Annotated in this window: 9 protein-coding genes; 3 read left to right on the top strand and 6 right to left on the bottom strand. The window is 67.8% G+C overall.

From position 1 onward, the window contains the following. Positions 1-24: 24 nt before the first annotated feature. From U743_RS05285 to U743_RS19635, 3 genes are all read left to right on the top strand, one after another. A complete protein-coding gene (locus tag U743_RS05285; protein ID WP_043766113.1) occupies positions 25-1479 on the top strand; it encodes a hypothetical protein in 1455 nt (484 codons plus the stop codon). Then, entirely contained in the window at positions 1476-2369 is an 894-nt protein-coding gene (locus U743_RS05280) for a sulfotransferase (RefSeq protein WP_043766111.1), read from the top strand. Before U743_RS05285 ends, U743_RS05280 begins: the two co-directional genes overlap by 4 nt. 133 nt (positions 2370-2502) lie before the next feature. Continuing rightward, on the top strand, positions 2503-3345 hold the full coding sequence (locus U743_RS19635; protein ID WP_084191379.1) for a CatB-related O-acetyltransferase: 843 nt from the start codon (positions 2503-2505) through the stop codon (positions 3343-3345). Positions 3346-3409: 64 nt separating this feature from the next. On the opposite strand, the gene U743_RS05270 is transcribed toward U743_RS19635, so the two are convergent. The 6 genes from U743_RS05270 to U743_RS05245 form a co-directional block, all read right to left on the bottom strand. Beyond that, the gene (locus U743_RS05270; RefSeq protein ID WP_052367560.1) at positions 3410-4249 is read right to left on the bottom strand and encodes an extracellular catalytic domain type 1 short-chain-length polyhydroxyalkanoate depolymerase; all 840 of its coding nucleotides are present in this window, start codon (positions 4247-4249) and stop codon (positions 3410-3412) included. A gap of 68 nt (positions 4250-4317) precedes the next feature. Beyond that, positions 4318-5184, bottom strand: a complete 867-nt coding sequence (locus U743_RS17955; protein WP_052367559.1) for an alpha/beta fold hydrolase — start codon at positions 5182-5184, stop codon at positions 4318-4320. Beyond that, entirely contained in the window at positions 5181-5483 is a 303-nt protein-coding gene (locus tag U743_RS05260) for an acyl carrier protein (protein WP_052367558.1), read from the bottom strand. Before U743_RS05260 ends, U743_RS17955 begins: the two co-directional genes overlap by 4 nt. Positions 5484-5492: 9 nt before the next feature. Continuing rightward, the gene (locus tag U743_RS05255; RefSeq protein ID WP_043766109.1) at positions 5493-7097 is read right to left on the bottom strand and encodes an alkaline phosphatase family protein; all 1605 of its coding nucleotides are present in this window, start codon (positions 7095-7097) and stop codon (positions 5493-5495) included. 36 nt (positions 7098-7133) lie between these two features. Next, positions 7134-11999: a type I polyketide synthase gene (locus U743_RS05250; protein ID WP_052367557.1), complete on the bottom strand. Its 4866-nt coding sequence runs from the start codon at positions 11997-11999 to the stop codon at positions 7134-7136. 4 nt (positions 12000-12003) lie between these two features. Next, complete coding sequence (locus U743_RS05245; protein ID WP_043766107.1) at positions 12004-20655, bottom strand: type I polyketide synthase; 8652 nt, start codon at positions 20653-20655, stop codon at positions 12004-12006. Positions 20656-20692 lie beyond the last annotated feature (37 nt).

Raw genomic sequence — 20692 nt, 5'->3', positions numbered from 1 at the left:
CCTCGATCGCGGTCGAAGGACGGGTTGCGCCGTCCGGACTTCCGTCTGATCAGCCGCGCGGGCTTTGGCGATGGTATCAACCACTATGCCCATAGCATGGCCTGGTTCGAGGACAATCTCTACATCGGGATCTCGCGCGCGACCATGCACGCCAACAAGATCAACATCCCGAAGCCGGATCTCTCGCCGTGGCCGGTCGATTGCCCCGATGACATCCGCGATGTCGAGCGCCGTACCGAGATCTGGCGGTACAACCCGCGTATTAATCAGTGGCGACGCGTGTATCGCGCGCCCATGGTGCAGGGACGCGACGGCAATCCCTGGCCGCGCTACATCAGCTTCCGCGGAATGGCCGTGTTTCAGGGCAAGGGCGACCCCAAGCCCTGTCTCTATGTCTCTTCCTGGTCGCCGCTGCTCTGCGACCCGCCGGACATTCTGCGTAGCGAGGACGGCCTCAATTTCGCGCCGGCCGCGCGCCCGCCCTTTGACGCCAGTGTCCGCTCCTTCCGCACGCTGCAGCCCTTCAACGATCGCATCCATACGACACCGACCAGCTCCGGCGCTATCAATCTGCAGCGCATGCTGGAACGCCGTTCGCAGGACAGCGTCGGCGGCAACTCGACTATCTACGCTACCGATGACATTGCGTCGGGGCAGTGGACGGCAACCTGCGAGGAGGGCTTCGGGGACCCGGCGAATCTCACCGTCTTCGAAATGGCTAACTTCAACGGCCATCTCTATGCCGGTACGGTGAACCCGAACGGGATGCAGCTCTGGCGCACCGTCGACGACCGCCCGCCCCCCTACCGCTGGAAGAAGGTGCTCGACTGCGGCGCGTGGCGCGGACCGGCCAACGAGGTGGGTGTGGGCCTCTGCGTGTTCAAGGGCGCTCTCTACGTCAGCACCGGTGTGCTCAATGGCGGCTATCACCGCAAGCTGCGCATCGGCCCCTATGCCGCAGAGCTCATGCGTGTCTGGCCCGACGACAGCTGGGAGCTTCTGGTCGGTCAGTCGCGGTTGACTCCGGACGGCCTGCGCTATCCCCTCTCGGGATACTCCGCCGGGTTCGACAACCTCTTCGGTGGTTACATCTGGCGCATGTGCGAGCACGACGGCTGGCTCTACGCCGGCACCTTCAGCTGGGCCATGACGCTCCCCTATCTGCCCCGGCACTTCTGGCCGGAGGATGTCGCGACGCTCATTCAGCGCTGGGGCATCGACAAGCTCTGCTACGACTACGGCGGCTGCGAGCTCTGGCGTTCCCCGGACGGCGTCCGCTGGTCCCCCGTCACGCGCGATGGATTCGGCAACCCCTACAACTGGGGCATACGGACGATGGCATCGACGGCGCAGGGCTTCTTTGTCGGTACCGCGAACCCCTTCGGCCCGACCATCGCGCAAAAGCGCGACGGCCGGTGGCGCTACGTTCCGAATCCGCGCGGCGGCCTGGAGATCTACCGCGCGCCGGGCACGGCATGACGCCCGCTCCCCTCACCATTCTCTCTGCGCCCCACTCCGGGGCAGCCACCGTCGCTGCGGCCCTGGGCAACCACCCCGCCGCAATCGCGCTGCCCGAGTTGCATCTCATGCACACGGAACGTATCGCGGATCTGCTGCAACTCTTCGGACACACCAGCGACCGCATCGCGGACGGCCTGTTGCGCTGCATCGCGGAGCTGTACTGCGGCGGACAGACCGAGGATGGCATCGCCCAGGCACGGACCTACCTGGAGCGCCGGGCCGACTGGACGACGGCGGCTCTGCTCGATCAGATCATCGAGAGCTGCGCACCACGCACCGTCATCCTGCACGACACTGCATCCCCGTTGCGCGTCACCGATCTCGATCGCTGTTTCGATGCCATTCCATGGGGGGCATTCCTGCACCTGCAACGCCATCCTCTGCATTTTTCGCGGGATGCGCGGGAACATCTCAGCGCACGCCTCGACATCCCGCCCGACTACAAGGACCACGGCGGGCACAATCCGCGCATTGATCCGCAGCTTATGTGGTATCGCGTACACGACACCATCGCACGCGAGCTGCAAGCGCGCTCCGCGAACGGCATGCGCACGCGGAGCCTGCGTTTGGAGGATCTCTACGCCGCGCCGGGAGATGCTCTCGCGACGCTATGCGCGTGGACGGGATGGCACTGCGACTCCGAAACCATCGCTCTCATGATGGGCCCACCAAGAGGGCCTTTCGCCGCCCGCGGGCCCCGGAGCGCGCCTGGCGGCTTCGAAATGCCAGCAGAACACGGCCGCGGTCTGGTCGTACCGCTCTCGGAACGTCAGCGAGCACCGTGGAGTCGTGACAGCGGCTTCGCGACCGAGGTCCGTCAACTCGCCCGACAGCTCGGTTACAGCTGAGCACTCCCGCTGCCGCCGCGAATCGGCGCGCCACCAATCAGCGTTTTCCTACAGGACATCGGGCGCCTGTGCCTACGTCCCAGTCTGTCGTGCGCGGTACCGTCTAATAGATGCGTAGATAAAGGAACAGGGAATGTTCAACGAAGGTGGAACCGCGCTCCTGAAGCACTACGGGCTGGCGGTGGTCGAGGGCAGGACGATAGCGGGTTCGCTGCTCTATGAACGTCCCGCCTATGTCTTCGACCCCCGACGTATCAAGGACTGCACCGTCGGCGCATTCACCCTCGTCAACGGCCTCGTCACCACGAGCATGTATCGGTGTCGGATCGGCCGCTATGGTCAGATCGGCGAATCGGTGATTCTCGGCCCCCCTGAGCACCCGCAGGACTGGTTCAGCAACCACCCCTTCGCTTTCACGCGGCCCAACGAGCTACCGAAGATGTACCAGCTCGAGGACTTCGGGCGGCTGGCCCCGGATGGCAGCGAGCAAGTCCATTACGCCGCCGATGCACCCAGGGATACCATCATCGGCCACGAGGCCTACATCGGCGCGGGCGCATTCGTGAAACGCGGCGTCACCATCGGTGACGGTGCCGTCGTGGGCGCGCGCGCGGTCGTCACAAAGGATGTCCCACCCTACAGCATCGCAATCGGCTCGCCGGCGCGAGTTATACGCCTGCGCTTCGAGGAAGCGATTGTCGAGCGCTTCCTGGCGCTGGAGTGGTGGCGATACGATCTGGCACCGCACAAGCATCGGGTGGATTTCTCAAACGTCGAGGCTACGCTCGAGTATTTCGAGTCAGCAGCTTCCGAAGGACGTCTCGAGACCCTAGCGCCGGACACCTATCGGGTCACGCCGCACGAAGGCAGTTTCCGCATCGAGGCCATGGATGCGCCCCTCTACGGCAGTCAGCCTTCCGGCGACTCCATGCATTGCAGCGAATACATCGATCAACCGCGGCGGATGGCCAGCTAGGCGAAAGCGCGCGCTCGGCCAGCGCTCACCCGGCCATCGCCGGGGCAGATGCGACGTGCGAGATTCAGGACTGCTGCTTGAAGAAGCGCAGGATCGTATCGGAAGCGTCGATGACGTCCCGATTGGGACCAAGCAGGCGCTTGAGAATGGTCGAACCACCGGGCCACTGGTGACCGACGCCGTCGATGATGCACCAGCGCAGCGCAGCGCCACCGCAACCCGCGCGCTGCTCGCAGTAGTCACCGCCGCCGGAGACTTTGGTCGTCTTCTCCTCGCAGCGATTGCGCCCGGCCAGCTTCTTGACCTGCTCTGCGATCGAGGGCCGGTAGCTTTCGTCGACAGTTCCGCCATCCCAGGGGATGCGCTTATCGGCCCGCCCAACCATCAGCAGCGTCGGCACCGGCTGATCGGCCTTGCAGTTGTCCAGCATCGGCCCCCCGGAAATGGGCGCGATGGCGTCGAAGACATCCGGCGCGTCACAGGCCATACGGTGCACCATCATCGCCCCGTTGGAGAAGCCAGTGCCGAAGACGCGATCGCCATCGATGCAATCTTGCTTACCGAGATCCGCGACGAGACTACGCAGGAATCCGACATCGTCGACATTCCCCGAAGCGGCCTTGCCGCAGCAGCCTCCGGCATTCCAGGAGCGCCAGATACCATTGGGATAGACCACGGCGAAACCATGGCGCTGAGCGGCAGCGTCGAGATTGGTCTGATCCGCCATGGCCTCGCCGGTTCCCCAGCCGCCGTGAAGAGCGACCACTAGCGGCAGAGGCTCATCCGAATCCGGCACGAAAGCGCGATAGCTACGGTCCTCCTTATCGTGACGAAGCTCAGCGTTCTGCGCCTCGCCGCGCTTGGAGCAGATATCGGCCGCTTCCGCCGGGGCGCTATTACCCATTGCGCAAGCGCCAGCAACAAGCGCGAGCACCAGGGCGGGCATCCCACGGGTCAGGAAAGTAATAGCGTTCATGCGGCGGACTCCGAAATGCGACTGTCGAGAAACGAGCCTACCAGCCCCGCAACCATATCGGGATGACTGAGCGGAAAGAAATGTCCCGCGTCGGGAAGGCACTCGAAGGCCGCACCAGGCAGACATGCAGAGAGCGCCTGACCACTCGGCAGATTGTGCGAGTTCTCCCCGTACAGAAGTTGCAACGGCGGTTGCAGGCCCACAATGGCTTCGCGCTCGGAGCCCGGCACCAGCGCATCGTCGCGCATCGTGGTCTCGTCCATCAGCCGGCAGAAGGCACGCGCACCGCGCAAACCGCTCTTGCCTTCTCCGAAGGGCGTGAACGCGTCGCGGTTGCTGGCCTCATAGCCCTGCACGCGCAGCCGCGCCATCGACTCCAGGAAGGTCAGTCCGAGCTGCGGCTCGGCCTCCCAGTCGCGGCCGTCGGCGCGCGCCATTTCCTTCTCGAAGGCGCTGAGTCTGGCGCCGTCGCTGAGCCACTGCTTCGGCTGTAGGCTGTTGATGCGCACATCCAGCAGGGACAGCGCCCGCACACGCTCGGGCGCGGCCAGGGCGTACTCCAGCGCTGCACCGCCGCCGTAGCTGTGTGCGACGATGGCCGCCGGCGCCAGATCGAGCTGATCGACGATGGCGCCGATATCACCGGCCATATTGATAGCCGTGTATCCGCGCTCCGGCCGGCTGGAATAGCCGTGCCCGCGAAGATCGAAGATCGTCACCCGATAGCGATCGCGCAGCGCCTGCGCCAGCGTAGCGAACCAGAAGGCACGATTGGCCGCCAGCCCGTGCACCAGCACGACATCCGGCCCCTCGCCCATCTGCTGCCAGGCAAGCCGGGCATCGCCGGCCTGCACGAAACTCACGAGAAGTGTTGGTGCAGGAAGTCCGTGATCTGCCCCACCGAAAGATCATCGACGTAGCGCCCGTCCTTCATGAGCACCTGCTCGAAAGGCAGCTTGCGCTTGCCGAAGGCTTCCTCGATAGCAACCACGAACTGGATGATGTCGATGGATTCGAATTCGAGATCTCCCAGCAGCAGCGTGTCGCGACCGATGGGCTCGTCGAGCTCGATGTCCCAGTCTTCGATGAAGTCCTCGAGCACATCCTTCAGCCGCGCCAGGATCGCTTCGGGTGGGATCGTAGTTTCGCTGGTTGTCGTCATGGCGCGAGCCTACTCCATATATCCGAGCATCTGAAGCTGCTCGATGATCTGCTGTTTCTCGCCCTCGTCCATTTCCTCGATGTCGCGTTGACCGGCCGCGGCGACCGTCGCCGGCCCCGTGATCACCGGATGCGAGGCCAGCCAGTCGCGATCGTAGAAGGGCTTGGGCACCTTGCCTTCCAGATCCTCGGGAACCGGCAGCCCCATGCTGTGCAACAGCATGCTGGGCACGTCCGCGATCTGGCGGCGCGGCGACATGCCCTTGGCGGCGATGCCCTGCCCCCAGGCCATCAGGATGCCATCCGGGTGATGCGTGCCCGCCGGGCGGTCGCGCTTGACCACGGCTGGCTCGCGATGGCGAATGGAAACGAAACCGTAGTCGTGCAGCACCAGCGTCAGATCAGCCGCCTGCTTCATGTAGGGCCCGGGGAACCATTCCTCACGCTTGAGCACATCGATGATCATCGGCTCGCCCTCGGGATTCTTCAGGGCCTTGAGATCCTCGATCAGCTTGTCGCGGAAGGCGGTGTACTCCTCGGGCTTGATACCCGGGTCGCCCTCCTTCTCGGCCACGCGGATATGAATGCCGTTGGAGCTAGGCGTGCGGCAGTAGGCCAGCGTCTGATCCCAGTCGAGATTGGCGAAGTCGGAGGCCTCGCGGCGCTTGGCCTGCTCACTGCCGTCGTTCTCGGCCCACTTCAGGTAGCCGAGATCGCCCAGATAAGTGTTGATGCGCAACTGATCGAACTGTGCCGTGAAGCCGTGATCGGAGCAGAAGAAGACGCGCGCTTCGGGCCCGGCGGCCTCCACCAGCCCCTGGATGAAGCCGTCGAGCTTGCGGAAATACTCGACGCAGACATCGCGCATGCGCTGCTGCCATGGCGTCGGGTTGTCGGGAATCAGCGCCGGGTCGAGGAACTCCCAGGCCTGGTGCTGGATCTTGTCGACGCCGTCGAACATCACGGCCAGCAGATCCGGCTGCTCGTTGCGCAGCACGAAATCGGCGACGCGATACCACTGCTCCTCGCGCGGCAGGTGGTAGCGCACCCAGTTCTCGGTGGCGTCCTCGTCGAGCGATTCCATGGCCTGCTTCTCGGACTCGAAGTCCCAGGCCAGCTCTTTGGGGTCGAAGCCCGGAATCTCCTGCTTCATGCGCTCGAAGAGCTCGCGCGGATGCGTGTTCCGGCGCATGTGCTTGGCCGGGATGAAGCCGGGAACGCTGCAGCCGTTGATGTTCTCCGGCGGCGGCGCGGTCAGCGGAAAGTTCAGGCAGGCGACCTTCTTGTCCTGCCGGGACGCAATCTGCCAGATGCTTTCGGCATCGATATCGCGGCTGTCGTAGAGCGTCCAGTAGACCTCGCCGCCGTGATCCTCGGAGCGGATGAAGTCGAAGACGCCGTGCACGCCCGGGCCGCGCCCGGTCTGCATCGTCGTCCACGCGGGCGGCGTGAGCGGGTTCGGCGTGCTGCGTAGCTTGGCGCGCGTGCCCTCCTCCATCAGCTTCTTCATGAAGGGCATGACGACCCCCACGCCGGACTGCTCGCTGGTGAGATGGTCGAGCACGGTATAGGTGCAACCGTCCAGGCCGATGAATAGCGTCGATGTCTGCGTCATGTCAGTGGGATCTTCTGCCTGAGTATGTGTCGGGTATCAGCGGGCAGCACCCGCCTTCTGCAAAGCTTCCGCGGCACCGGCTGCAACAGCAGCAAGCGCCATGCCGGCCTCGGGCGCGACCCGCGCCACCAGCACTGGCACCGTCTGACCGCTGTAGGCGATCTCCACGCTGCCGTTGCCATCCGAGTCGAGCGTGGCACGCGTTACGCGCCAGTCGCCGGGACGGCCCTGAAAACCACTGCGCAACGCCTTGGCCGCAGCTTCCTTGGCCGTCCAGAGTGCCAGAATGGCGTGCTCGTCATCGCGGCCCGCTGCCTGCAGGTCCGTCCGGCTCAGGCCACCGCCGGCAACATCGTCGATGCGCACACGCTCGGCTCGCTGGTAATCGATGCCGGGGGCGATACCGGGCGGCGCCGCGCAGGCCGCGGCATGCCCCTGTGAGTGGGCAATGCTGATCGTCGGCGCGGGCCGCTCGCCGAGCTGCGGGCAGGACAGCCGCGGCGCGCCCAGCTCGTCGGTCCCTACCGCAATATCGGCGCTGGCCAGCTCGATCCCGTAGTGCTCACCGATCCAGAGCCGTGCGGACTCCTTTGCAGCGATGCGACCGAGCAGCCATTCCGTGCGTCGGCTGCCCTTGGCCGGCAGCGCATAGAAGTTGGCGCGCTCGTCGCGGCCCAGCGCCAGATGCGCCAGCATCTGTTTCCAGATACCGCCGCCGCCGTCGAGGAAGTCGTCCTCGAAAGCCGGCACCTGGCGCATCACCCAGCCATCCGGCGCCGGCATCGGCGCCGGCTCCGAAAGAAAGCCCGTGGTTGGCGCCATCCGGTAGTCGAAGAGCCGCTGCGGAATGGCGAAGGTGCGGTCCTCCCAGGCTTCGGCGCGCGCGTAGAGCTCGCCGTCGGGCAGGATCAGATCGAACTGCGCGGACAGCGACTGCTCGCCGGTCATGCCGATGGCAGCGCGGCAGATGATGCGCGTGCCGGCCACCGGCGCCGGCGCATAGACGTGGAAGGCGCCGACCCGGAAGGGGAAGCAGTTGTGCCGCCAGCCATAGTTCTCGCTCAGCCAGTAGCCGGCGAGCTGACCGGCGGCGTCCAGCAGCGCGGCGTCGAAGCAGAAGCGCGGCGCCTGCGTATGCGCGAAGTAGTCGGCCGTGGGCAACACTTCCAGCTCGGCTTCGATGGCCTCGGGCGCCCAGCGCAGCAGCCGCTTGACGCCCTGCAGCCGCGGGCCGTGGAACATGCCGTGGGCATAGAGCGCACCCTCGGGATTGGCAACGGCCGCCTTCTCGGCGCTGCCCTGCCATGTCATCGGCGCCGGCGCCACATCGGGGGCCGCCGCGAAGCGCACGCGCCCCTCGAAGACCAGGATGCCGCCGGGCACGGCGCTGTCCGGCCGATCAAGGAAGACACGCCCGTAGACGCTACCGACTTCCTCGCGCTCGACGACGATGCGCAGCGGCAGTGTCCCGTCCTCCAGCGCCAGCCAGCGATGCCCGCGCGCAGCCTCCATGCTGATGAAGCGCTCGCCCGCGCCGGCCAGTTCGGCGGCGGCCTCGGCCAGGATTTCCATCGAGAAGGTGAAGGGCATCACCGGAATCGGCAGCAGGCTCGGGTCGGCCGGCGACGGCGGCTCGCCCAGGCAGTGGTCGCGCAGGAAGCCATCCGAGTCGAGGTCGAAGACACGACGCATGACCAGCCGGTCTGCGTCGCGCTCGACGACCTCGCCGAGCAGCGGAAAGCCGTCGGCCGCAGCGGCGTCAGGAGCGGTCGGCGCTGGCGCGGCATCACCGCCGGCCGCGGCCAGGACACGCTGCTGCGTCGCCAGGAACTGCTGCATCAGATCGAAATGGCTGCGCACCCAGGCCGAGCGTGGATCTTCTGGCGCCGGCGCGGGAGCCGACGACGGCACGGCCGCTTCCGCGGCGGGCGCCTCGACAGGCGAAGCGCCTTCGGCAATCGTGGCAGGCGGCGCCGGTGCGGCCGCAGGCAGTGCCGGCAGCATCTCCGGCTTGAGCTGCACGGCCGGAATGCTGAGCTTGAGGAACAGGCGCGGCTTCTTGTCCACCTTCGGCAGCGCGATGGTCTCCTCGGGCAGGTCGCGGTGCGCGAAGAGCCCGCTCGGCTGCATCGGGCAACCCAGCGCCCAGAGTTGCGCCAGCGCGCCGTGCAGCTGCTTGCAGTCCGGCTGGCGCCGGCTGTTGGTGGCGATGGCCGCGACATCCTCGCGGCCCTTGAGGATATCGCCGACAAAGGCGCTGAGATTGGCGCTGGGACCGACCTCTACGAAGACGCGCACGCCGTCGGCGTAGAGGCGCTCGACGGTCTCGACGAAGCGCACGCGCCGCGACCACTGTCCACAGGCCGTGTCGCGGATCGCGTCCGGCGTCTCCGGGAAGGGGGCAGCGGTGCTGCAGCTGTAGAGCGGCACCTCGCCCGGGCCCATGTCCAGCTTCTGGTAGAAGGCGCGGAAGGCGGTCTCCACGGGCTCGAACCAGCTGGTGTGATAGGCGCGACCGAAGGGCAACTCCGAGCAGATGCCGCCGGCGGCGCTGAGCTGCTCGTGCGCGGCCGCCACATCCTCCGGCGCGCCGAAATAGACAGCCTGATTGGGGCAATTGTCCATGGCGAGAATCAGGCGCTCGCCCAGATCGCCGAGCGCCTTGCTGCGTGCCTCGGCTTCCAGCGCCCCCACGGTCAGCAGGCTGCCGCTGTGGATGCTGCCGGCGGCCTCCAGATCGCGATAGATGCCGTTGAGTTCGTGCGAGATGCCGGCCAGGGCTTCCATGTCGCCGGCGCGCACCGTGTTCGACGCCACCAGCGCGCTGTTCTCGCCGGTGGAGTGCCCGAGCATCACGGCCGGCGTCACCCCGACCTGACGCAGCAGCCCGTGCAGGGCCTGGCTGGCGGCGAAGACCGATTCGGAGGCCAGATCCATGTCGTAGAGAAGCTTGCCCAGCGCCTCGCGCTGCTGGGAACTGAGGCCCGTCGGCGGCGGCAGAATGGCGTCGCTGGGCCGGTAGCCACGACTGTCGCCGAAGGTGCGGTCGAGGAAATCCAGCCACTCGCGCACCTGCGGATAGGCCACCGCCAGATCGCCCAGCATGCCGGCATACTGCGCCCCCTCGCCGGGAAAGACGAAGGCCAGCTTGCCCGGCATGGCGCCGCTGCCGGCGCAGAGGCCACCGCGCGTGCGGAAGCTGGCCTTGCCCTCGCTCAGCCGCTCGCGGGCCTTGCCGAGCTGCTTGATCGCATCCGCGTTATCTGTGGCAGTCAGGGCCAGTCGCTGCGCGTCGGCGCCGTGTTCGGCAGCGGCCGCCTCGGCCTGCGCGGCCAGCGTGCGTGCCAGCCCGCCGAGCACGGGTTGCGGCTCGCCCTGCAGGCGCGTCACGACGGCGTCGATCTGCGCGATGAGTGCTTCGCTGTCGGCAGCGGCGAAGAGCAGCAGCTCCGGCGATACGCCATGCCACTGCGCCGGCGCCGGCACCGCGACCTGACCCGGCCTGGCGCTCGGTCGGTATTCCTCGAGCACGGCGTGGGCATTGATGCCGCCGAAGCCGAAGGCGTTGACGCCGGCACGCCGGGGCGTGCTCAGACCGTGCACCCAGGGCCGCGTCTCGTTGTTGACGTAGAAGGGCGTGGCTTCCAGCCCCAGATCCGGGTGCACCTCGTCGCAGAGCGTCGGCGGCAACACCTTGTGATGCAGCGCCAGCGCGGACTTGATGAGTGCGGCGCTGCCCGCCGCCGGAATGCAGTGCGAGATCATCGACTTGACCGAGCCCAGCGCAATGCGCGGCGCGTGGCCGCTGCGGGCGCCGAAGATCTCGCCCAGCGAGGCAATTTCGGTCTGATCACCCAGCGGAATGCCGGTGCCGTGCGCCTCGATCAGCCCGACGCTCTTCGGATCGACGCCGGAGGCTTCGTAGGCGCGCTTCAGGGCCAGCACCTCGCCTTCGAAGCGCGGCGCCAGCAGCCCCTTGGCGCGGCCGTCGCTTGCTGTGCCCAGGCCCTTGATCACGGCGTAGATGCGGTCGCCATCGGCCTCGGCGTCGGCCAGGCGCTTGAGCACGAGCATGCCGGCGCCCTCGCCGAGCAGGGTGCCGCCGGCCGCGCTGGAGAAGGGCCGGATCTTGCCGCGCGACAGGGCGTTGATCTGGCAGAAGATCATGAAGAGCTGCGGCGGCGTGTGCGCCTGCACGCCACCAGCCAGCAGCACATCGCAGCGGCCCGAGTGCAGCTCGCGTGCCGCCAGTTCCACTGCGATCAGCGAGGAGGCGCAGGCGGCGTCGATGATGTAGTTCGGCCCCATGAGATCGAGGCGATTGGCAATCATGCCGGTGGTGACATTGGGCACCACGCCCGGCGCCATCTCGGCGTTGAAGGCCGGCAGCTGCGCCTTCAGCGCCTTGCGCACCGTGGCCAGCTCCTCCTCGCCGATATCCGGGCGCGCAGCACGCAGCGCTTCCAGGGTCTGATCCACGACCATGCCGTGCTGCATGACCGTGGAATAGCCGCGGTTGACGTAAGTGCCGCGGCCGAGGATGACGCCGGCCCGCTCCGGGTCGTAACCGCCACGGGAATAACCGGCATCCGTCAGCGCGTCGCGCGCGAGCTTCAGCGCCAGATAGTGGTCCGGCTCGCCGCCGTCCACCGAGGACGGCATGATGCCGAACTCGGCTGGATTGAACTCCGCGAGATCGCGCAGGAAGCCGCCCTGATTGGTATAGATCCGGTCGTTTTCGCTGCTATCCGGGTCCAGATAGGGCCCCGTCCATTCCGCATCGGCAGGGCCGACGGCATCGACCTTGTCGACAATGTTCTGCCAGAAGGTACGCACGTCGGCGGCGCCGGCATAACAGCCGGAGACGCCGACAATCGCGATGTCGGCAGAGATCTGATTCATCGCGTCAGGCGCCAGCCAACCGATTCAGCGCCTTCGAGGCATTGCTCTCGGCGTTCTCGAAGACCAGCCGGACCCGTCCACCACCATCCACGACCCAGGCGTCGTAGTGCGTGTACTCGGCGCTGCTGTCATCCCGCGCCCGCCAGATCACGCGCAGCCCCTCGCCCGGCAACGCACCCGCGAAGCGGCGGATGCTGCCGACACCGGTGGGCAGCGCCGAGGTGTCGTGGCAGTGCCGCGACCACACCCAGGCCAACTGCGGCAGGCAGTCGAGCAGCGCCGGATCAAGAATCCAGCCCGATCCCGGCAGACCGAACTCCTCCGGGTGGCTCGCAACAAGCGTTGCATCGACCCCCTGCGGGGACAGCTGCAGCTCGCCCTGCATGCGCTGGAAGCGCGGGCCGTGGAAGAGCCAGTCGGCGTATGCCTCGCCGGCCGGCTTGGCCTGCGCATCGGCACCCAGCGCCGCAATGTCCGCTGGCAGCTCGGGCGGCTCCGGCAGGCGCTCGACGATGTGCGCATTGGCGCGGTAGCAGGCGCGATTCTTGTTCTCGGGATCCAGGATCTCGAGCTTGACGATCTGCCCGCCGGCATCGGAGTGACTGGAAGCCCGGGCGCGCAGCAGAATGCGCTTGGGCTGGTTGTCATCCAGTCGGATGCCGGACAGCACACGCAGATCGCGCAACTCGTGCAACTGCCAGCCAGGCCAGCCGGCCTCGGCCACGGCGGCCAGCCATTCGGCTGCAGCGGTGGCCGGCACCACGGCGATGCCGTCGAGCTGATGATCGACCAGCCAGGGGTCGCTCTCCAGGCTGACAGTCTGTTCCAGCTCCAGCGCACCGCCGCTGCCCATGCGCAGCTCGCCGCGCAGCAGCGCCGAACCCGGCGCCGGCCGCGCATCGGCCGGCACGCCGCCTTCCGCAGCGTTCCAGGGCCCCTCGCCGACCACGACCTCGACCTCGTGCCGTGGCCCGTAGCTGATCTCCTGCAGGAAGTACTTGCAGCCGGCATCCAATGGGATCGGGATCACCCCGCGGCTGCGGAATGCCTGCTTGACGGCCTCGGTCGCCATGCCGGCATCCCACGGCCCCCAGTTCAGAGACACGACCCGCGTCTGCTTCCAGCGGCGCGAGAGCTGCCAGGCGAGGCGATTGAGGGCCTCGTTGGCGGCCGCGTAGTCGGACTGCCCGCGGTTGCCGTAGCGACCGGCCACCGAAGTGAAGAAGACCAGCAGCTTCAAGGACTCGGGATGCAGCGCCTTCGCCAGCGCGACGGCCGAATCGACCTTGGTCGAGAAAACGCGCTCGAAGGATTCCGGCGTCTTGTCGACCAGCAGCTTGTCTTCGATGATGCCGGCGCCGTGCAGCACGGCGTCGAGACGCCCGTAGCGCTGATGAACATCGTCGACCAGCGCCTGCACCGCTTCGCCGTCGCGAACATCGATGGCGCGATAGTCGACGGTGACGCCGGCGGCCTCCAGCCCCTCCAGCGCGGAGCGGATCTCGCGATTGGCCAGAACACGCGCCACGGCACGGTCAATCTCGGCCGGCTTCGGCATATCGCCGGCCGCGCGCGCCTGCTGCAGCAGCAACTTCTTGAGCGCGGCCTCGTCACCGGCAGCCGCCAGCTCGGGCGACTCGGGTTCCGGTCGGGCGCTGCGGCCTGCCAGCACCATCGTCATGCCCGGCAGGGCCAGCGACTGCAGGATACTCGCCGTGATACCGCGCGCACCACCGGTTGCCAGCACGACCCAATCGCCCTGTGGCTCCAGATGCGGCGCGAAGCGCGTGTCCTGCAGCGGCTCGGCCACGGTTGCGGAGGTATAGCGCGCATCGCCGACGTAGCCGACCTCGGGGAGTTGCTCCGTGCTGCCCAGCTCGGTGATGAGCAGATTGGCAATGCTCTCGGGCGTCTGGCCATTGAAATCGACCGGACGCAGATGCGCATCCGGGAACTCCTGACGCGCACAGTTCAGCAGGCCGACGATACCGCCGGCAACCGGCGCGCCATCGGATACGGCGTCGCGCCCCAGCGTGCCCCCCAGCCGCGTGGCGGCGACCAGCCGCAGGCCGGCGACGCGCTCACCGAAGGCGCGCAGGCAGGCAAAGGCGGCGCCCACCGCGTGACGTCCGGCATCCAGCTGCGCGTCCATCCCCTCGGCCGGGGCCGGCTGCAAACCGTGCAGCAACGCGACGCCCGCGATTGGGCCATCAAGGACGGCCAGCCCTTCGGCGATGCCCGCCTCGTCTTCAGCGTCTATGACGACGACGGTCAGGCCAGCTGTCTCGGCGCGTGCCCGCAACGCCAGCACATTCGGCCCGCCTTCGGCCTCGCCGAGGATGAGCAGATTGCCGCTCAGCGTCACGCCATCCTGCACCGGCGCGATCTGGCGCGGGCGAATGACATAGCGCGCGACACCGTCGCTGCCAGCCTCGGTTTGCGCTGGGGTCGCTTCAGGCGCCGTGGTAGCCGCCGGTTGCGCAGCAGCGCCCTCCGGCGCCGCACCGGCGCCGGCCGCCGCCAGCTCGTCGAGCAGCGCCGTCAGCGAGCGCGCAGCAGTGAAGCGCTCCATGTCCGCCTGCATGGCTTCGGCCATGCGCGTGGGCGCTTCCTTGGCGAAGGCGCCTACGATCTCGACCCGCTTGATCGAATCGATGCCCAGATCGGCTTCCAGATCCGCGTCGAGACCGATCATGTCTTCCGGATAGCCGGTGCGATCAGCCACCAGCGCCAGCAGCACGGACTTGGCGTCGAAGTCGCTCGACGTGGCCGCGGCCGCTGCTGTCGCCGCGCTCGCGGTCGCTGCCGGAGCACTCGCGACCTCCGGCAGTTCGGCCAGCAGCGCCGTCAGCGAACGCGCGCTGGTGAAGCGCTCCATATCCGCCTGCATGGCGTCCGCAATGGCGGCCGGTGCTTCCTTGGCGAAGGCGCCGACAATTTCGACCCGCTTGATCGAGTCAATGCCCAGATCGGCTTCCAGATCCGCGTCGAGGCCGATCATGTCTTCCGGATAGCCGGTGCGATCCGCCATCAGTGCCAGCAGTGCCGCCTTGGCGTCAAAGCTGGGCGCCGACGGAGCTGCTGCCGGGGCAGCCGCGCCCGACGGGGAACTCGCCACTTCGGGCAGCTGCGCCAGCAGCGCCGTCAGCGAACGCGCACTGGTATAGCGCTCCATATCCGCCTGCATGGCCCCGGCAATAGCGGTCGGTGCTTCCTTGGCGAAAGCGCCGACGATCTCAACCCGCTTGATCGAATCAATGCCGAGATCGGCTTCCAGATCGGCATCGAGGCCGATCATGTCTTCGGGGTAGCCAGTACGGTCGGCGACCAGGGCCAGCAAGGCGGCCTTGGCGTCGAAAGCCGGCTCGGCCGGCGCACTCGGTGCCGGCGCCACGGGGCTTTCCGCGACCGGCGGCGCTTGCACTGCCGGCTGCGGCGCAGCCTCTGGCACCGCCGCCTGCGGCGCGGCCGCGGCGGCGACCGTCTGCGCCGGCATGGCGGGTTGACCGGCAGCGGGCTGCGCGGGCTGGCCGCCGAGCACGCGGCTCATGACCTGCTCCTGCAACTGCAGGAACTGCTGCATCGTCTGCTGATAGGCAGCCAGCGCTTCCTGCCCGAAGCCGGAGGCATCGGCCGCGGTCGGGGTCGCTGGCATCGCCGGTGCCTGGGGCCGTGCTGCGGGAGCCTGCGGCTCGCCTGCGGCCGCGGCTGCAGGCGCTGCCGGCGTCGCCGCGGCGGCCTTGGCGCGTTCGCGCACCGCCTGCTGGCGCTCCAGCGTCAGCGGCGGCTCGCTGCCCGCGCGACGCTCGGGATCGTCCTTCGGCCGCGCACAACCACCAGAGAGATAGAAGGCCGTGGCGGGCACCTCGGCCGGCTTGAGCAGGCCGGCCAGTGCCGCCAGCGAATGCCGGGCGATACCGCGGTCAGCCATCAAGCGCGTAACCGGCACGTCGACGCCGGCGCAAAGCAGATCGCCAACGGCGTTGAGCAGACCGCGCAAACCGCCGCCCTGCCCGTCGAGGCTCACCACGGCGACATCCTGCTCGGCCAGCGTCGCGCCGGCCATGCCGGCGCAGATGGCCTTGGGGCCACATTCGATGAAGCAGTCGATGCCGTCATCGGCCATCGCCTGCAGCTCGCTGACGAATTCGACCGGCGCCAGCAGATGGCCCTTGAGCTGCTCGACGATCGCCGCCGGATCCTGCGAGTGCGCGCTGCCGTGATTGCCGTAGAGCTTGCACTGCGGGGCGCTGAAGTGGGTGGCGTCGATGGCCGCGCTGAGCGGCGCCTGTGCGGCCGCGACGAGCTCGGTATGGAAGGCACCGGAGACCGGCAACCTTGTCGCACGAAGCTGCTGCTGCTTGGCCTTCTCGATCACCGCATCCACGGCATCGGCTTCGCCGGAGATGACAACCTGCTCCGGAGCGTTGTGATTCGCCACCCAGACACGGCCGGCGTCGGCCAGCAGCGCGTCGACCTGCTCGCGCGAGGCCTGCACGGCCGCCATCGCGCCCGCGTTGTCGCCGGCCGCATCGGCCATGGCTGCGCCACGCGCCGCCGAAAGCCGCAGGAAGGCGTCGCGATCAATAACGCCGGCGGCGTGCAGCGCGGTGTACTCGCCATAGCTGTGGCCGGCAACCGCATCCGGCGCGATACCCAGCCGTCGCAACAAGTCCAGATAACCCAGCGACAGCGCGCCGATGGCGGGTTGCGCGTGCCGGGTATTGGTGATGGCCTGCTGCTGCGCTTCGCGCGCGGCATCGTTGAAGGCAGCCTCGGGCCACATCAGGCTCGACAAGGGTGCATGCAGGCTGCCGCCCAGCACGGCGTCGGCATACTCCAGCGCCTCACGCAGCTCGCCGCGGTAGAGCGCAACTTCGCGCCCCATGCCAACCGACTGCGCGCCTTGGCCGGGGAACAGCAGCCCTACCCGCTGGCGGGTGCGGCGCTGCAGATTACAGCGCACGCCCGGTGGCAATGCCTTGTTCTCGGCCAGATGCGCGCGCAGCGCTTCGACCTGCTTGCGCAGCGTGTCATGGCTGTCCGCAGCGAAGGCCGCCACGCAGGAAGCCTCCGGCACCTGTTCGGCCTCGGCGGCCAGCGTGTGTGCGATCTCGGCGATGCCGAGCGCATCGCCGGCGGCCAGCGCCGTGCCCAGCTTCTCGACCTGGGCCTGCAGGGCCGCTGCATCAGCGGCGCGGAAGACGAAGAGTTCCCAGGGCCAGCGACGCGCGCCCACCGGCTCGGCCACGGCGTAGCCGCCGCGGTATTCCTCGAGCACGGCGTGGAAGTTCGTACCGCCGAAGCCGAAAGCCGAGACCGCACCGCGCCGCGGATGATCCGCGCTGCGCAGCCAGGGCCGCGGCTCGTCAAGCAGATAGGCCGGCGAGTCGTCGGCCGCGATGACGTCGATGGGATCTTCCACACCGACATGCGCCGGCAGCACACGATGATGCAATGACAGCGCTACCTTGATGAGGCCGCTGACACCGGCCGCGCACTTGGTGTGGCCGAGAATCGTCTTGATCGAGCCCAGCGCGACGCTCTTGGCCGGTGCACCGCTATCGCGCCAGCTGCGCGTGATGGTCTCGGCCTCGGCGCGATCGCCGACGGCCGTACCCGTGCCGTGCGCCTCGACCAGCTCCACCGTCTCCTGGCCGAATCCGGCCTTGCGGTAGACACGGTCCAATGCGCGTATCTGCCCCTCGGGACGCGGCGCCGTCATACCCAGCGCCTTGCCGTCGGAAGAACCGGCCGCACCCTTGATCACGGCGTAGATTCGGTCGCCATCCGCCTCGGCGTCCGCCAGGCGCTTGAGGACGACCAGGGCCACGCCCTCGGAGATGGCGATGCCGTCCGCATTCTTGTCGAAGGTCCGCGGTATGCCCTTGGGCGAGAGCGCCTGCGTCTTCGAAAAACAGAGGAAGCCGTGCGGCCCCTGCACGGTATCGACACCACCCGCGATGGCGATGCTCGAACGCCCCGCCTCCAGCTCCTGGGTGGCCAGCGTCACCGCCGCCAGCGACGAACCACAGGCCGCGTCCACGGTGAAGTTGAGGCCGCCGAAGTCCATGCGGTTGGCGACGCGACCGGCCGCCACGTTCTGCAGCACACCGGCGAAGGATTCGTTGGTCCACTCCGGCAGGCGCTCCCAGGCGCCGTCGTCCGGAATCTCGACGAAGCGCGGAAGCTCCGCACGCACGCCGTACTGCATGCCCAGGTCACCAACACCGCCGCCGGCACCGAGGATGACCGAGGTGTTCTCGCGGTCGAAATCGTCATCGAAACCGGCGTCGTCGAGCGCACGTGCCGTGCACTCCAGCGACAGCAGCTGCATCGGGTCGATGGATTTCATCGAACGCGGCGGGATGCCGAAACGCAGCGGATCGAAGGTGATTTCGTCGAGGAAGCCGCCCCACTTCGAATACACCTTGTCGCGCGCATTCATGTCCGGGTCGAAGTACAGCCGCCAGTCCCAGCGCTCGCGCGGCACCTCCCGAATGATGCTGACCTTCTCCACCACGTTGTGCCAGAAGCTGTCGGCATCGCCGGCACCGGGCAGCACCGTGCCGATGCCGACCACCGCCACATCCGATGGCGAAGCAGCCTCGCGGCGGGCCTCGACGTCGGACTCGAGGTCGAGCAGGCGCTGCGTGCCGTGTGCCGACACATTCTCGTGTAATTCGGCGCAACTCACGACCTGATCGCGCATAGTCGCAACCTGGCCGATCATGTACATGCCGTCGCGCTTCTGCTGCTCGGCGTCGATCGTGATGATCTCGCCAGCATCGTTGCGCGTGCGGCCCTTCGAAGCCAGCCGCAGCCGGCCCAGATTCATGTCCTCCAGCGTGTCGCGGATCTCCTCGGCGGGCTGCCCGGCCGCGAGCAGCTCGCGCCGCTTGTCGAAGAACTCGCGGGCGAAGGCGGTATCCACGCAGCGCGTGGCATGCCCAGGGCCGGTTTCCAGGCTGGTCGTGTGCCGGCAGGCCAGCGCCTCGTCCTGATAGCCCTGCACGATGGCGCCGCTGGAAACGATTTCCTTGGTGAACAGATAGGCCGTGCCCATCAGCCCGCCGACGCGAATGCCGCGCTCGGCCAGCGGCGCGGTCAGCGCAGCCAGCATGGCGCCGGAGACATCATCCGAGATGCCGCCGGCAAAGAGCACGTGTACTTCCGGCGCGCTCTTCTCGTCCACCGCGTCCAGCAGCGCCGCGATCATCTGCTCCCACAGCGGGAAACTGGCGATGGGCCCGATATGCCCGCCGCATTCGCGGCCTTCGAAAACGAAGCGCCGCGCACCCTGCTCGTAGTACATCTTGAGCAGCTGCGGCGCCGGCACGTGGATATAGGCTGGGATGCCACGCGATTCGAACTGCTGCGCCTGGTCCGGACGGCCGCCCGCGATCAACGCAAAAGGCGGCTTGTGCTTCCAGATGGCCTCGCACTGCTCGTCGCGCAAAGCCTGCGGCACGAAGCCGAGCATGCCCACGCCCCAGGCGCGGTCGCCCGCCTTGGCGGCCGTCTCGGCGAGCAGCTCATCCACCTGCTCGCCACGCATCAGCGCCAGCGCCAGGAAGGGCAACGCACCCGCTTCGGCGACGTCAGCCGCGAACTGCGCGTGATCCGAAACACGCGTCATCGGCCCCTGCACCAGCGGGTAACGCGTGCCGTGCGAGGCCGCCAGCGGCGCGCCCTCGGCCAAATGCCGCTGCTGCGCGGCGATGCGCAGGGAGGAAAAGCTCTGCTTGCGGATGGCCTTGATGACACGGGCCACGCGCTTCTGCCCCATGGCGGCGCCGACGCCGACACCCTGCCCGACGGGGCGAAGCTGTCCCTCACCCCAACCAACATGGGGCATCAGCCGCGCGCGCCAATCCTCGGGCGCAACCTTCGCGGCCTCTGCCTCTCGAAGCATGTTCTGCGCTGTTTCCAGCGCCTCGCTACCCGGTCGCGCATATACGCGGCATGGCGCGCCAAGGAGTTCACCCAGGCTGCGCGTCTCCGAGCCGTTCAGTCGCGCCAGCTCGGCCTTGAGTTCGGACGGCAAAGGCGTTTCGTCACAGAGCAACACCTGATCGTCGAGCACCACACCCGCCGCCCCGGCAGCGCGCAGCGCAGCCGCGGCATGCTGGCCTACTCCGCCGCGCACGAGCAGCGGCAGCTGCGTCCGCGCCAGCCACTTCTGCGCCAGCACGTAGCTCGAATCCTCACCTCCCCAACCCGGGGCCTCGAAGCCCTTCGCGATGATGCCGTCGGGCTTCAACTGGCCCAGCTTCGTATCCGCGTCGGTGACTTCCAGATAGAGTCGGTCACCTTCGTTCGCCTTGCCGCGCGCCTTGCGCAACGCGCGCGCGAGCTTGATCGCGGCGGGGCCCGGGCCACCGGCGATCAGCACCAGCGGGCGCTCGGCCGGCGCCGCGGCGATGATCTCCACCGCCAGCTCTTCTGTTTCCGGAACCACCCGGAGACCGATCTCGCCGTGGGCGCTCTCGGCGACCAGCCGCGCGAAATGCGCAGCCGCCAGGGCCGGATCCGTGCTGAATTCCAGGTCAATAACACCAACGCCACCGGCGCGAGCAGCCGAAACGGCCACGCCAGGATGCGACCAGGTGGCCGGGCTCAGTGTGATGACGTCGAACGCGCTGCGCTGCGTCATAGCTCCATCCTCTCCCCCGCTCTTGGCGGGCTCGTAT

The organism is Algiphilus aromaticivorans DG1253 (assembly GCF_000733765.1).
GTDB lineage: Bacteria > Pseudomonadota > Gammaproteobacteria > Nevskiales > Nevskiaceae > Algiphilus > Algiphilus aromaticivorans.
Note: the sequence above shows the minus strand (reverse complement) of the source record. Positions and strands in the feature narration are given on the sequence as shown.